This is a genomic window from Streptomyces sp. SAI-170 (genome assembly GCF_049739565.1).
Lineage (GTDB): Bacteria > Actinomycetota > Actinomycetes > Streptomycetales > Streptomycetaceae > Streptomyces.
Map to the genome: position 1 here is coordinate 2,029,894 of NZ_JBMGQD010000001.1, position 13,959 is coordinate 2,043,852.

Consider the following 13,959-nt stretch of genomic DNA (forward strand, 5'->3'; position numbering starts at 1 on the left):
CCCGTCCGCACCGGGTGAACGGCCGCCGAGGGCAAGGACTTAGCGGCAGAAGGGCCGAGAGATGACCGAGCACGCCACCGCCGACCCGGCGACGGAGGCGTTCGTCGCCCACCGGAACCTGCTCTTCACCGTCGCCTACGAGATGCTCGGCTCGGCCGCCGACGCCGAGGACGTCCTCCAGGAGACCTGGCTGCGCTGGAGCGACGTGGACCTGGAGCAGGTGCGGGACGTGCGCGCGTACCTGGTGCGGATCACCACCCGGCAGGCCCTCAACCGGCTGCGCGGCATGAAGCGCCGCAAGGAGGCCTACGTCGGACCCTGGCTGCCGGAGCCGCTGCTGACCGCGCCGGACGTGGCCGAGGACGTCGAGCTCGCCGAGAGCGTGTCGATGGCGATGATGCTCGTCCTGGAGACGCTGTCTCCCACCGAGCGGGCCGTGTTCGTGCTGCGCGAGGCCTTCGACGTGGGCTACGACGAGATCGCGGAAGCCGTGGGCAAGACCCCGGCGGCCGTCCGCCAGATCGCCCACCGCGCGCGCCGTCATGTCGACGCCCGCCGCCCGCGTCAGGTGGTCCCGGCGAGCGCGTCCCGCGCGGCCCTGGAGGCCTTCCGGCGGGCGATCGAGACCATGGACACGCAGGCCCTGCTGGAGGTGCTCGCGCCGGAGGTCGTCCTCATGAACGACGGCGGCGGCATCAAGCAGGCCTCGCCGCGGCCCATCCTCGGCGCCGACAAGGTCACCCGCTTCATGCTCGGCGTGCTCGGCAAGAACACCGACCGCGCGATCACCCTGTCCCCCACCGTGGTCAACGGCGCCCCGGCGCTCCTCGTGCACCTGGACGGGGAGTTCGACGGGGTGCTGGCCGCCCAAGTCGAGGGCGCCGTCATCACCGGGCTCTACTACGTCCGCAACCCGCAGAAGCTGACCCGCGTCACCGCCGAGACCAGCCTCACCCTGCGCTGAAGCCCGCGAGGGCGCCCGGCCGTTCGGCGAGCCGGCCGGGCGCGGGGGTCAGCCGCCGAGCAGCGACAGGGCCGGGGCCGGCGCGTGGTCCGGGAGGAATCCGTGGGTGCGGCGGGCCAGGTAGTCCGGCTTGTAACGGTCCACGTGGCGGTGCCAGTTGAGGATGCCGGACATCCAGTTGCGCAGTGCCTCCACATAGCCGTCCATCGCCTTGCGGTCCTCGCCGGACAGGGCGAAGTCGGCGTACACCACGGGCAGTTCCACCGCCGCCACGTGCTCGAACTGATCCATGCGCTGGTTCATCAGGTCCGCGACGATCCGCAGCCCCGTCGGGTAGTCGCAGCCGAAGAAGTTCTGCACCACCAGGACCGCGTTGTGGATCTCGCCCTCGTACTCGATCTCCTTCTGGTACGAGAAGACGTCGTTGAGCAGGCAGGCGAAGTCGATCGCGGCGTTCTCCAGCGAGCGCACCGGGCCGCTGCGGTAGACCTCGGGCGGGATGGACGGGGCGTGGCCCATCCGGCACAGGCTGAGGGTGAGGTCGGAGCCGAAGGTGGCGCGGCGCATCTCCAGGTAGTCGACCGGGTCGGGGACGCGGTGGTGGATCTGGTTGGCCAGCTCCCACAGCCAGGCCTCCGTCATCACGTTCACCGAGGCCTTGAGGGTGCGCTTGGCCTCCGGGTCCATGCCGGCGGTGGTGCGCGCCCACAGGTCGGTCAGGCCGCACTCCATGCCGCCCACCGGGAGGAGCGGCTCCTCGCCGTCCAGGGGCATGCACGCGGACAGGCGTTCGGTGGTGAGCCGGGCGGCGGCGAGGTCGCGGCGGTGGCCGAAGACGAGCGGGTAGTAGTCGTCGCCGTAGGTGCCCCAGGCGAGCCAGTGGGCGCTGAGGTCCAGGGCCTCCTGGGTGCCGTCCGGGTCGAGACCGGCCGAGCACAGGGCCAGGTCGCAGGAGGCGAGCTTGTCCTCGTCCCACACGCCCTCGTTGAGGATGCCCATGCGGTGCGACCACGCGAGCAGGCTGCCGCGGGCCCTGTCCAGGCCGGGGTTGAGGCGCAGTTCGAACGGCATGCGGATGTCGGGGATCACCGACGGGCCGACCTTCTTGAACGGCCGGTGGGTGCGGGCGCGCAGCCGCTCGGCGCCGGCCGTGGCGAGCAGGGTGCGCAGGTCGGCGCCGCCGCCGAAGGTGCGGTTCCAGGGCGAGTCGGAGACGGCGTTCTCGTTCATGTACCGGCTGGAGCGCATGTGCCACTCGTGGCCGCCGGACTGCCAGTCCTGGAGTCCCTTGGTGTACGCGGCGACGGCCGCGACCTCGGCCGGGCCGAGCCCCTTCTCCAGCGCGACCGCGGGCACCTCGGTGAACGCGGTGTGCTCGAACTGGTGGAGGCGGGAGGTGAGGACGTCGTTGACGGTGTCGGCGGCCTCCTGGGTGGTGCAGCCGAAGAAGGTCTCCAGGACGAGCACGCCGTTGCTGTTCTCGCCCTCCTCCTCGACCTCCCGCTGGTAGGAGAACAGGTCGTTGCGCAGGTGCACGGCGTCCGAGAAGGTCTCCATCAGCACCCTCAGCGGCCGGGTCCCGGCCACGGCGTCGGGCACCTCGGCGGTCGCGTACTCCACGAGTCCGGCCGACCAGGGGGCGCCGCCCACCTTGCGGCGCATCTCGATGTACTCGACCGGGTTGGCGATCCGGCCCTCGTTGATGTTGGACAGCTCCCACAGGGACTCGTTCAGCAGGTGTTCCGTGGCGACGGCGAACCGGCGGCGCCAGCCCTGCGACATCGCCGGGACGGTACGGGTCCACAGGTCGGCGAGCCCCGCCTCGACCGCGTTGACCGGCTCCGGCATCGGCGTGGCCAGGTCCATCGGCATGAACAGCGGCAGCCGGTCGAGGTAGGCCTTGCCGCCGGCCCGGTCCTGGCTGCGCTTGAAGGTCTCCAGGAAGTGGTCGTCGAAGAAGAACACCCACACGTACCAGTCGGTGATCAGGGACAGGGCCGGGCCGTCGCAGTCGGGGTGGGTGTAGGCGCACAGCAGGCCGTAGTCGTGCGCCTCCAGGTCGGCCTGCTCCCAGATCCCGGACCCTTCCAGCATGCCCATCTCGCGGGCCCACTCGGTCGAGTGGGCACGGGCCTCGTCGAGGTGCGGATTCAGGCGCGCGGGATGCGGCATGTAGAAGTGCGGGAGTTCGAACGGCTGCGTCATGGCCGGGGCCCTACCCGTGGACCGGGGGACGCATCCGTCCAGCTCCCCATGATCACTCCATCGCGTGAATCACCGTCGAAACAGGGAACTTCGCGGCACTTCGGCACTTCGCAACCCGCCCCGTACGCACTCTTGCCTAGCCGCGGCCCGCCGGTCACCTTGGTCGCATGACCTCCTTCACGCTGCCTCATGAGCTGCACGGCGACGGCGCCCACAAGGTGTTCGCCGTGCACGGCTGGTTCGCCGACCGGTCCGCGTACGCGGCCGTGGTCCCGGATCTGGACCGTACGTCCTTCCAGTACGCGCCGGTCGATCTGCGCGGTTACGGGCGGGCCAGGGACACCGAGGGCCCGTACACCACCGCCGAGGCGGCACTGGATCTGGTGGCACTCGCCGACCGGCTGGGCTGGGAGCGGTTCTCGGTGGTCGGGCACTCCATGGGCGGGGCGGTCGCGCAGCGGCTGCTCTCCGTGGCGCCGCACCGGCTGCGGCGGATCGTCGGTGTCTCACCCGTCCCGGCGTCGGGGCTCGCGCTGCCGCCCGAGCAGTGGGAGCTGTTCGCGGACGCCGCGCACCGGCCGGAGAACCGGCGCACCATCATCGACATCACGACCGGCGGGCGCCGCCCCGGCGCCTGGCTGGACCGGATGGTCACCCGCTCCCTGGAGGTCAGCGACACCAAGGCGTTCCGTGCCTGGCTCGACTCCTGGGCGCTGGACGACTTCCACGCCCGGGTGGAGGGCGCGCAGGTGCCCGCGCTCGCGGTGACCGGGGCGCTCGACCCGGCCCTGTCGGCGGACGTCATGCGGCAGACCTGGATGACCTGGTACCCGCGCGCGGAGCTGCACGAGCTGGTGTCCGCGGGGCATTACGCGATGGACGAGACGCCGCTGGAGCTGATCCGGGTGGTGGAGGACTTCCTGAGGGCCGACGACGAGGGCGGCTCGGCGTGACGGTCCCCGAGACCGCGGTCCCGGACGTCTTCGACCCGCGCCGCTACGCCGTCGGTGTGCCCTACGACGACTACCGCGTACTGCGCGACCACCACCCGGTGGCCCGGCAGGAGGAGCCGGAGGTGCTGGGCTGGCCGGCCGGGCCGGGCTTCTGGGCGGTGACCCGGCACGCGGACGTGGTGCGGGTGCTGAAGGACGCCGCGTCCTTCTCGTCGTACGCCGGGGCGACGCAGATCCGGGATCCCGACCCGGACGATCTGCCGTTCATCCGGCGCATGATGCTCAATCAGGACCCGCCCGCGCACGGCGGTTTGCGGCGGCTGGTGAGCCGGGCGTTCACGCCGGGGCGGATCGAGCGGTTCACCGCGGTCGTCGAGGAGCGGGCCCGGACGCTCTGGGCGCAGGCCGTGCGGCGGGCGCGGGAGGAGGGCGGCACGGTCGACGTGGTCGCCGCGGTCACGGACGACTACGCGCTGCTGAACCTCGCCGATCTGCTGGGTGTGCCGGAGAGCGACCGGGGGCTGCTGCTGCACTGGACGCAGCGGGTCATCGGCTACCAGGACCCGGACGAGGCGGGGGCGCCGGTGCGCGACGAGCGGGGCCGGCCGGTGAATCCGCGGTCGCCCGCGATGCTGCGGGACATGTTCGCGTACGCGCGGCAACTGGCCGCGTTCAAGCGGCGGCAGCCGGGCGACGACGTGCTGACGGTGCTCGCGCAGGACGCCGAACTCGCCGACGGCGAGCTGGAGATGTTCTTCTTCCTGCTCACCGTCGCCGGGAACGACACCGTGCGCAGTGCCGCGCCCGGCGGGCTGCTGGCGCTGGCGGAGCATCCGGACGCGCAGCGGGAGTTGCGCGCCGGGAAGCACGAACTCTCGCTCGCGGTGGAGGAGTTGCTGCGGTGGCATCCGCCCGTGCTCACCTTCCGGCGTACCGCCGTACGGGACACCGAGCTGGCCGGGCGCAGAATCCGGGCGGGCGAGAAGGTGGTCGTCTTCCATGCCTCGGCCAACCGGGACGAGCGGGTCTTCGCCGAGCCCGGTCGGCTGGATCTGTCGAGGGCGCCGAATCCGCATGTGGCGTTCGGGGACGGTCCGCATGTGTGTCTGGGCGCGCACTTCGCGCGGCTTCAGCTGCGGGTGCTGTACCGGGAGGCGCTGCGGGCGCTGCCGGGGCCGTGGTCGGCCGGGGAGCCGAGGCGGCTGGTCTCCAACTTCATCAACGGCGTCAAGTCACTCCCCCTGCACGTGACTTGACGCCGCTGAATCGTCCCTCACCCGCCCCGGGCCTGGGCGGGTGAGGCTCCAGGACGGGCCGGCCGGCGCCCATCCGCACCGGCCGGCCCGTCTGTCCGGGTGACCTCAGAAGGTGAGGTTCCAGCTGTTGAGCGTGCCCGTGTCGGCCGAGTAGACGTCCTGGACGCGCAGCTTCCAGGTGCCGTTCGCGACCTCGGTGGAGGCGTTCACCGTGTAGGTGGTGTTGACGTTGTCCGCGGAGTCCGAGGAGCTGGAGGACTTCAGGCGGTACGCCGACCCGTCCGGGGCGATCAGGTCGATGACCAGGTCACCGCGGTAGGTGTGGGTGATGTTCACCCCGACCTTGAGGGTGGAGGGCGCGTTGCCGCTGACGCCGGAGACGGTGATCGGGGATTCGATCGCCGAGCCGCCGTCCGGGATGGCCACCGAGGAGGTGCTGGAGAAGGTGGTGCCGGTGCTGGTGCCGCCGGCCACCGCGGCCACGGTCTTGGTGGCGTCGGCGAGACCGGCGCCGCAGCCGCCGGAGCAGGTGCCGGGCAGCGCACGGGCGTTGGTCTTGATGGCCGACTCGATCTGCGCCGGGGTCAGCGTGGAGTTCGCCGACTTCATCAGCGCCACCAGGCCCGCGATGTGCGGGGTGGCCATGCTGGTGCCCTGGTAGTAGGCGTACGACTCGGTGGACGGCGTCTTGGTGCCGGAGTTCAGCGTGGAGTAGATGCCGTTCGCGGTGCCGGTGCTCATCTCGCCGCCGGGGGCGGAGATGTCGACCAGGGAGCCGTAGTTGGAGTAGGACGCCTTGGAACCGGTACGGCCGGTCGCGGCGACGGAGATGACGTTGTTGCAGTTGCCCGGCGAGTGGTTGGCCACGTTGTCGTTCTCGTTGCCCGCGGCGACGACGACCGTGGTGCCGCGGTTCACGGCCGCGTTGATCGCGGACTGGGTGGCGGAGGTGCAGGCGCCGTCGCCGCCGAGGCTCATGTTGATGACCTTGGCGACGTTGCTGTTGGCGGGCACGCCGGAGACGGTGCCGCCGGACGCCCAGGTGATGGCGTCGATGATGTCGGAGTCGTAGCCGCCGCACTTGCCGAGCACCCGCAGCGGGGAGATCTTGGCGCCGTAGGCGATGCCGGCCATGCCCTTGCTGTTGTTGGTGACGGCGGCGATGGTGCCGGCCACGTGGGTGCCGTGCCAGGAGGAGTTGCTGGCGGGGACGCCCGTGCCGCAGTCCCCGGCGGCGTACCAGTCGCCCGGGTCGGCCGGGTTGGAGTCACGGCCGTCGCCGTCGACGGAGACGGCGGTGTCGGAGATGAAGTCGTAGCCGCCGACGATGTTGCCCGCGAGGTCGGAGTGGGTGACGTAGCCGGTGTCGATGACGGCGACGGTCACGCCGGAGCCGGTGCTGGTGGACCAGGCGCCCGGGACGCGCATGCCGGCGGTGGTCTCGAACAGGTCCCACTGCTTGGCGTAGTCGGTGTCGTTCGGGTCGGCCTTGGGCGTGTTCAGGCGGTCCGGGACGACGTAGGCGACCTGGGGGTCGGCCTGGTACTCGGCGATGACGTCCGCGACGTCCGCCCGGGTGAGGTCCTCGCCCAGGTCGACGAGGGCGGCGCCGGTGCCGAGGCGGCGCTGGAAGTCGAGCTTCTCGCCGGCCTCCTTGCCCTTGGCGGCGGCGTCGGCCTCGGCGGCCGTGTTGGACTTCGCCTCGGCGGCGCCGGACTTGTAGCCGACGATGAGACGCTCGGCCGGGGTGCCGGGGGCGGCCTCGGTGCGGGCCGCGAGGTCGGCGGAGGAGGTCGGGGAGGCGGTGTCCTGGGCGACGGCGACCGTGGCGGTGGCCGCGGTGAACAGGGCCGCGGTGACGGCGGCGGCGGAGACCAGTCTTCGCCGGGTGGGGGCAGAGGTACGCAAGGGCTTGCCTTTCGTGACCGTTCCGGGCAGCGCGGAACGGCGGTCTGGCGCTTCGTCCTCGAAGCGGAGGGGGGCTGTTCGAAAAGCGTTCGCGTATGGCCGGCCAGGCGCGTTACACCGACCCGACGTGGGGGTTACCTGTGGGTCGGCTGTGTTCGAACGATAGGGAAAGGCGTGTGCGTAGGGGTACAGGGGAAACCCTCGATCCGGCCGGAAACCCACCCTTGCCGTCAGTCGGCCGACCGGTTTTGCCCCTCTTCATCCGCATCCTCCGGCGCGAGAACGCGCCGGAGGATCGGAGTGCGGTGCGGGGTCAGTTGACGAAGACCGCGGCACCCGAGGTGGTCACCGGCGCGTACTTGGCGCTGAAGTACGCGTTGGAGAAGCACAGGGACGAGCCGGAGACCTTGCTGAAGGGCTGGTTGGAGAAGGTGATGCTGTTGTCGGCGTTGCTCGCCGCGCCCGTGAGACCGGCCCCCTGGTAGACGCAGGAGACGTTGCCCAGCAGGGTGCGCAGCGACACCGTGGTGCGGATGGTGGAGCCGCTCGGCGGGCTGACCGTGACGACTCCGGCGGAGGTCACGGTGGTGCCGTACGGCAGGTTCTGCACGGTGATGCTGTTGACGCCGAGGACTCCGCTGACGTTGCTGGTGCAGCCCGCGAAGGTGTGCGCGGTGAGCGACTCGGTGGCGGTGCCCGGCGCGGTCGGGTTGCCGGTGACGGTCGCCGAGAACTGCGAGGTCGTGCAGCGCACACCGCTGGTGCCGGTGGCGCTGGAGTAGAACGTGGCGGCGGTGCCCGAGGCCAGCGGGGCGCTCAGGACGGCGCCGACGGCGACGGGGGTGCCACCGGCCGAGCCCGTGGTGAGCACGGGTCCGGCGACCGCGCCCGCGGGGGCGGCCAGGGGGAGGGTTAACGCCGCGGCCGCGGCCGCGAGCGGGAGAAGGGTGCGAGTACGCATGTGGGGTGCCTCTGCTTCCGGATGAGGGTGGCGGCCGTGCCGGTCCGGGTACGCGGCCGTGCCGCGGGACGGTCCGGATCCGGCGCCACGGATCCGGGGAGAAGCAAGGGTGTTTGTAGAGCTGACAACCAGTCAACGTCAATGGTTCGAACGGAAGTTGACCCCAGGACAACAAAATCGGCGGACGCTGCTGACGAAAGGTCCAGCAGTTGCGCACGGACGGTTGACCCCGCCTGTAACCGCCGGTAACTTCCCGAATACGGCCACTGCGGCGCATGTGAAAGCCCTTGCGGACACCGGGAGTTCGCGAGCGGAGGCACCGCCGTGGCCGGCGTCCGCGCCAGGACACCGCGCCACTGGAACCCACTTCGCACTCATCCGCACCGGGAGCAGTCATGGCCTCGTCCTCGGACCACACCCCGCACCCCGCACCCGAACCACCGGACGGCGATGCCGCCGCGACGCCCACGCAGGGCCAGGAAAGACGCGGCCGGGTCAGGCTGCGGCGGGCCGCGGTGCCCGCCGTCGTGGCCGTCGCCGGAGTCGCCACGCTGGCGATCCTCACCGCGCAGGGCGCGCTCGGCGTGCAGTTCGCGATCTCCGGCATGCCCTTCACCGTCACCGCGAGTTCGCTCGACGGCACGGGCTTCGCGCAGTTCGGCGGGCTGGACAACATGGCGGAGGGCAGCCCCAACGAGGGCGACACCGGCGGTCAGGTCCTCGTCGTCACCTCGGTGATCGACGACGCCACGCTGACGGACCTGTGCCAGAGCGTCGACCTCGGCGGCACCAACCTGCTGATCAAGGCCGGCTGGGGCAAGGAGAAGGTGACGGCGAGCAACCTCACCACCGACTCCACCCAGCTGTCCGGCGACGCCGCCTTCCGCAACATCGAGATCGGCAACGACGCCAGCACCCTGGACAAGGTCAGGACCAAGGGACCCATCGGGGTGTTCAGCCAGCAGGCCGACACCGTGCACATCGACAACCTGCGGCAGACCAACTACGCGACCACGGCCGCGGTGTTCCGGCTGCCCGGTCTCAAGCTCGGCTTCAGCGAATCGGGCTGCCCGTGACCGCACGCCCCGAACGCGCCGGAGCCCGGGCCGCGTTCCGCCGCTGGCGGGGCCGCCGGCCCTTCTGGGGCGGGCTGCTGCTCACCCTCGCCGGGGCGGAGATCCTGCTCACCATGAAGGCGTCCCTGAAGGTCGTCCTGCACGTCGGCATGCAGGGCCTGGCCGGGTATCTGCTGCCGGCGCTGATGACGCTGTGCGGTCTGCTGCTGCTCTTCAGCCCCGGCCAGCGCGTCTTCTACTCCCTCACCGGCCTGCTGCTGTCGCTGGGCACCTGGGCCACGTCGAACCTCGGCGGCTTCCTGATCGGCCTGCTCCTCGGATGCGTCGGCAGCTGTCTGGCCTTCGGCTGGCTGCCCGACCAGGAGCCGCGCCACGGCCGGCGACGCCGTCGCAGGGAGGCACGGGCGGCACGGGCGGCTGCCGCGCACTGAACGGCACAGGCCGCGGGGAGTGGCGTACGTCATGGCGTACGCCACTCCCCGCGGCCTGAAGGCGTCCGGCGGCAGGTCAGTCCAGACCGGCCGACTTCAGCCAGGCCTTCGCCACGTCCAGCGGGTCCTTGTTCTCCAGCTGCACCTGCGAGTCCAGCTCCAGCAGCGTCTTGGTGTCGAGCGCGGCGGACACCGCGTTCAGCGCGGCGACGCCCTCCTCGGACAGGCCGCTCTTGTACACGAGCGGGGTGACGTTGGCGAACCCGAAGAGGTTCTTCGGGTCCTGGAGGACGACGAACTTCTCCTTGGTGATGGTCGGGTCGGTGGTGAAGATGTCCGCGGCCTGCACGGTGTTCTTCTTCAGCGCCGCCTGGGTGAGCGGGCCGCCCGCGTCCAGCGCCTTGAAGGACTTGAACTTCACGCCGTACTCGGCCTCCAGGCCGACCAGGCCCTGGTGGCGGGTCTGGAACTCGGGCGAGCCGCCGATCACCAGCTCGGGCGCGATGTCCTTGAGGTCGGCGAGCGTCGACTTCTCGGTGAGGCCGTACTCCTTCGCCGTCTCGGCGTTGACCGACACGGAGTCCTTGTCCTCGGCGGGCGAGGACTGAAGGAGGGTCAGCTTGCTGTCGAGCTTGGCCTTGACGGCGCTGTTCACCGCCTGGGCGGACTCCTGCCCGGCCTTGGGGTCCAGATAGGCCAGCAGGGAGCCGTTGTACTCGGGCAGCACGGTGATCGTGCCGTTCTTCAGCAGCCCGTACGTCGTCTCGCGGCTGCCGATGTTCGGCTTGTAGGTGACCTCGATGCCCTTGGCCTTCAGGGCCTCGCCGTAGATGTCGGCGAGCAGGATGCTCTCGGCGAAGTTGTTGGAACCGACGACGACCGAGTCGCCGTCGGCGCCGCCCCCGTCCAGCGGGTTGTCGGAGGTGCCGTCGTCCGAGCCACATCCCGTGACGAGCGTCGCCATGACGGCGAGCGTCGCCACGGCGACGCCGGGGTGTCTCGTGAGGGTCCAGCTGCTCTTCTCGGTGGAAGTCACAATGTCCGTTCCGGGCCGGTAAGTCGGTGGGCGGTGCAGGGCGTTCGCTGCGCGTGTGCGGGGTGCGGGCTCCGCACACCCGTCGATCCAATCCAGCGGGTTCTCGGTCAGTCAAGAGCAGCCTGGTCACCAATTGGCATCGGGAAGTGACCGGTTGTGTTTGCGTTCTGCCGTCCTGCGCCTCAAGAGGCGGTAGTCTCCCCGGAGTTGGCGTCGGCCCCGTTGTCCCGGCACGCCCCGAAGGAGGCGCTGTGTCCCCCAAGGAGCGCAGCGGCCTGCGCGGCTTCGCCGATCGGTGGCCGCTGCGCCGCAAGCTCGACGTCCTGCTGGGCGTCCCGCTCGCCGTGATCGCGCTGCTGCTGGCCTACCTCGTCACCGACCTGCTCCAGGAGTCGCAGCGCGCCCGCGCGGCGGCGCGGTCGGTGCGCGACAGCGCCCAGGTCGCCCGGCTGGTGGACCGGCTGGAGGCCGAGCACCAGCAGGCGATCCTGCTGTCGGTGCGCCATGAGGCCGCCGAGGGCGTCGCCCTGCCCTCCACCGCGGCCTACCGCGACGCGCAGGAGGTCGTGGACCGGCAGATCGCCGAGGTGCGCCGGGCGTTCGGGGACCGGCTGCCGCGCACCGAGGCCCAGGCCCTGCGCGAGGTGGAGGGCCTGGACGGGCTGCGCGCCACGGTCGAGCAGGGCTATCTGCCCGCCGACAACATCGACCCGGCCTACGCGGGCGCCGTCCGGGGCCTCATCGACGGGCTCGGCCTCGGCCGCGGCTCCGTGCTCGCCGCGGGCACGACCGGCAGCCTGCTGGACGCCCTGCTGCGCGCGGGCGCCGCGCACGGCTCCTTCGAGACCGGCGTCTTCGCCGCGAGCACCCGCGACTCCAACGCGCTCACCCAACTCCTCGCCGCCGTGGGCTCCTTCGAGCTGTACACCCACCAGGCCGACCGGTTCAGCCGGCTGGCCGGCGAGGAGCAGGCCGAGCAACTGCGCGCCATCGAGCACAACAGCGCCCAGGCCGCCATCGCCCTGAGCTACGCCGAGCTGCGCATCGACCCGAGCGGAGTGCAGGCCGCCGCCCCGCACGAGGTGCGCACCGCCTTCCGGCGGGCCCTCGCCGACTACCCCGACTACCGGGCCGAGGCCGGCATCCGGCTCGGCGTCACCACCTCGCTGATCGGGCAGATCGCCGACCGCGCGGACGCCGCCGCCACCGACGCCCAGTGGCGCGCGGGCCTGCTGCTGGGCCTCGCGCTGTTCGGCTGCGTCGCCTGGTTCGCCCTCTCCGTCGTCGTGCGCCGCTCGGTCGTCCGCCCCGTGCGGTCCCTCACCGCGGCCGCGCGGGAGGTCGCCGAGGTCGCCGGGCGGGAACTGGCCCGGGTCGCCGACGAGGACGCCGAGGACGAGAGCCCGCCGAAGCTGCGCGCGATGCCCGTCACCGCGCGCGACGAGATCGGCGACCTCGCCGACGCGTTCGACCACGTCCAGACCACCGCCGCCGCGCTGCTCGAACGCCAGGTGCTCAGCCGCCGCAACGTCGCCGAGATGTTCGGCAACGTGGGCCGCCGGGTCAGCAACCTCACCACCCGGCAGCTCGCTCTCATCGACGCGATCGAGCGCGGCGAGACCGACCCGGCGCTGCTCGAACGCCTCTACCGCATCGACCACATCGCGGTCCGGCTGCGCCGCAACGCCGACAGCCTGATGCTGCTGGCCGGCCTGCGCGAGACCGTCCTGGACGCCGGTCCGACCCGGCTCAGCGACGTCGTACGGGCCGCGCTCGGCCAGATCGAGGGCTATCGGCGCGTCGCCCTGCACGCCGGCACGGAGGCGCCGGTGTCCCCCGACGTGGCCGGCGACCTGACCCTGATGGTGGCCGAACTCCTCGACAACGCCGTACGGTTCTCGCCCTCGGGCACCCCGGTCGAGGTGACGGTCGCGGCCGACGCGGACGGGGCGACCGTCACCGTCGCCGACCACGGCCTGGGCCTGAGCGCCGAACGGCTCGCCGAGGAGAACGCCCGTCTCGTACGACGTGAGCGGCTGGACCTCGTCCCCACGAAGGTGCTCGGCCTGTTCGTGGTGGGCACGCTGGCGCGCCGCTGGGGCATCGGGGTGACGCTGTCCCGCACCCGGGGCGGCGGGGTCACGGCGGAGGTCACGGTTCCGGGGGCGCTGCTGGCACCGCGTGAAGCGGCGGCCCCGGCCTCGGCGGGTGCGGTGGCGAGCGGTACGGCGGTGAAGGCCGACCTGGCGTCCGGGCCGTGCCCTGCGGTGGTGGCGGGCAGCGCCGCTCAGGCACCGGTCGCCGGGGGCAGGCCCGCGCAGGACAACCCCCCGCTGCCCCGCCGCGTCCCGCGCCGGGAGGCCCCGGCCGAGGGCGACAGCGGGGCCCCGCTGATCCCCAAGGCCCGCACGGAGGCGAGCCCCGCGCCCGGCAAGGCCCTGCGGCGCCGCGTACGGGGTGCGTCACTTCGTACGACCACGGCTGCGGAAGCCGATCACCGGGTGGCGTCGCGGGACACCACGGGCCCCGTCGACGCGGACGCCGTACGCAGTGAGCTGGAGGACTTCGAGGCGGCGGTGGAGCGCGCCCACCGTGACAGCGCCGGGCAGCGGGACAGCGCGCGTCCAGAGGCCGACCCCCCGGAAGGAGCGGAGCAGTGAGCACGTCGACAGGTGGCACCCCGACCGGGGGCGCCGCACCAGCTGTACCGGCCACACCGGCCGAGCCCCAGGATCTGCAGGCGGCCGCGGCGGACTTCACCTGGCTGCTGAACCGTTTCGCGACGGAGACCGCGGGCGTGGTGGACGCCATCGCCGTGTCCTCCGACGGGCTGCTCATCGCGGTGGCCCAGCTGCGCGAGCGCGCCCACTCCGAGCGGCTCGCGGCGATCGTCTCGGGCCTGACCAGCCTCGCGGCCGGGGCGTCCGGCAACTACGGCCTCGGCGCGCTCAACAAGGTCATCATCGACCTGGAGGGCGGCCATGTCCTGGTCTCCGCGATCGGCTCCGGCGCCGTGCTGGGCGTGGTCGCCGACAAGGAGGCCAAACTCGGCAACATCGCCTACGAGATGACCCTGTTCGCCAACCGCGCCGGTGCCGCGCTCAGCCCGCAGCTCGTGCTGGAGCTGAAGAACAGCGTCGGCGTGGTGCGGTCGGGCTGACGGGCGGGA

11 protein-coding genes are annotated in these 13,959 nt (G+C 71.9%); 7 read left to right on the forward strand and 4 right to left on the reverse strand.

The window, feature by feature from the left end; translation table 11 throughout:
* Window positions 1–61: 61 nt before the first annotated feature.
* Complete coding sequence (locus tag RKD23_RS09240) at window positions 62–964, forward strand: RNA polymerase sigma-70 factor (RefSeq protein ID WP_424853243.1); 903 nt, start codon at window positions 62–64, stop codon at window positions 962–964.
* 48 nt (window positions 965–1,012) lie between these two features.
* On the opposite strand, the gene cyc2 is transcribed toward RKD23_RS09240, so the two are convergent.
* Window positions 1,013–3,169, reverse strand: a complete 2,157-nt coding sequence (gene cyc2, locus RKD23_RS09245) for a germacradienol/geosmin synthase Cyc2 (protein WP_424853244.1) — start codon at window positions 3,167–3,169, stop codon at window positions 1,013–1,015.
* Window positions 3,170–3,336: 167 nt separating this feature from the next.
* Between cyc2 and RKD23_RS09250 the strand changes: the two genes are divergently transcribed.
* Both RKD23_RS09250 and RKD23_RS09255 read left to right on the forward strand, forming a co-directional pair.
* Complete coding sequence (locus RKD23_RS09250) at window positions 3,337–4,122, forward strand: alpha/beta fold hydrolase (RefSeq protein WP_424853245.1); 786 nt, start codon at window positions 3,337–3,339, stop codon at window positions 4,120–4,122.
* The gene (locus RKD23_RS09255) at window positions 4,119–5,378 is read left to right on the forward strand and encodes a cytochrome P450 (protein ID WP_424853246.1); all 1,260 of its coding nucleotides are present in this window, start codon (window positions 4,119–4,121) and stop codon (window positions 5,376–5,378) included. Before RKD23_RS09250 ends, RKD23_RS09255 begins: the two co-directional genes overlap by 4 nt.
* A 105-nt stretch (window positions 5,379–5,483) precedes the next feature.
* Here RKD23_RS09255 and RKD23_RS09260 read toward each other — a convergent pair whose 3' ends face one another.
* Entirely contained in the window at window positions 5,484–7,286 is a 1,803-nt protein-coding gene (locus tag RKD23_RS09260; RefSeq protein WP_424853247.1) for a S8 family peptidase, read from the reverse strand.
* A gap of 313 nt (window positions 7,287–7,599) precedes the next feature.
* Window positions 7,600–8,247 (reverse strand): Tat pathway signal sequence domain protein, encoded by a 648-nt coding sequence (locus RKD23_RS09265; protein WP_424853248.1) that lies wholly within the window; start codon window positions 8,245–8,247, stop codon window positions 7,600–7,602.
* 395 nt (window positions 8,248–8,642) lie between these two features.
* Here RKD23_RS09265 and RKD23_RS09270 point away from each other — a divergent pair, with 395 nt between their 5' ends.
* Entirely contained in the window at window positions 8,643–9,323 is a 681-nt protein-coding gene (locus tag RKD23_RS09270; protein WP_424853249.1) for a DUF6230 family protein, read from the forward strand.
* Window positions 9,320–9,754, forward strand: coding sequence for a DUF6114 domain-containing protein (locus tag RKD23_RS09275; RefSeq protein WP_424853250.1), 435 nt, complete (start codon window positions 9,320–9,322; stop codon window positions 9,752–9,754). Before RKD23_RS09270 ends, RKD23_RS09275 begins: the two co-directional genes overlap by 4 nt.
* Before the next feature lie 76 nt (window positions 9,755–9,830).
* On the opposite strand, the gene RKD23_RS09280 is transcribed toward RKD23_RS09275, so the two are convergent.
* A complete protein-coding gene (locus tag RKD23_RS09280; protein ID WP_424853251.1) occupies window positions 9,831–10,790 on the reverse strand; it encodes an ABC transporter substrate-binding protein in 960 nt (319 codons plus the stop codon).
* Window positions 10,791–11,041: 251 nt separating this feature from the next.
* On the opposite strand from RKD23_RS09280, the gene RKD23_RS09285 reads away from it, so the two are divergent.
* Both RKD23_RS09285 and RKD23_RS09290 read left to right on the forward strand, forming a co-directional pair.
* Window positions 11,042–13,450 (forward strand): ATP-binding protein, encoded by a 2,409-nt coding sequence (locus RKD23_RS09285; protein WP_424853252.1) that lies wholly within the window; start codon window positions 11,042–11,044, stop codon window positions 13,448–13,450.
* Window positions 13,447–13,950 carry a roadblock/LC7 domain-containing protein gene (locus tag RKD23_RS09290; protein WP_424853253.1) on the forward strand — a complete coding sequence of 168 codons (504 nt, stop codon included), beginning with the start codon at window positions 13,447–13,449 and terminating at the stop codon, window positions 13,948–13,950. The genes RKD23_RS09285 and RKD23_RS09290 overlap by 4 nt, the downstream gene beginning before the upstream one ends.
* The last annotated feature ends 9 nt before the right edge of the window (window positions 13,951–13,959 follow it).

Coding starts and splice junctions, on each gene's coding strand:
- RKD23_RS09270 (WP_424853249.1), top strand. CDS start 8,643: ATGGCCTCGTCCTCGGACCACACCCCGCACCCCGCACCCGAACCACCG.
- RKD23_RS09240 (WP_424853243.1), top strand. CDS start 62: ATGACCGAGCACGCCACCGCCGACCCGGCGACGGAGGCGTTCGTCGCC.
- RKD23_RS09265 (WP_424853248.1), bottom strand. CDS start 8,247: ATGCGTACTCGCACCCTTCTCCCGCTCGCGGCCGCGGCCGCGGCGTTA.
- RKD23_RS09250 (WP_424853245.1), top strand. CDS start 3,337: ATGACCTCCTTCACGCTGCCTCATGAGCTGCACGGCGACGGCGCCCAC.
- cyc2 (WP_424853244.1), bottom strand. CDS start 3,169: ATGACGCAGCCGTTCGAACTCCCGCACTTCTACATGCCGCATCCCGCG.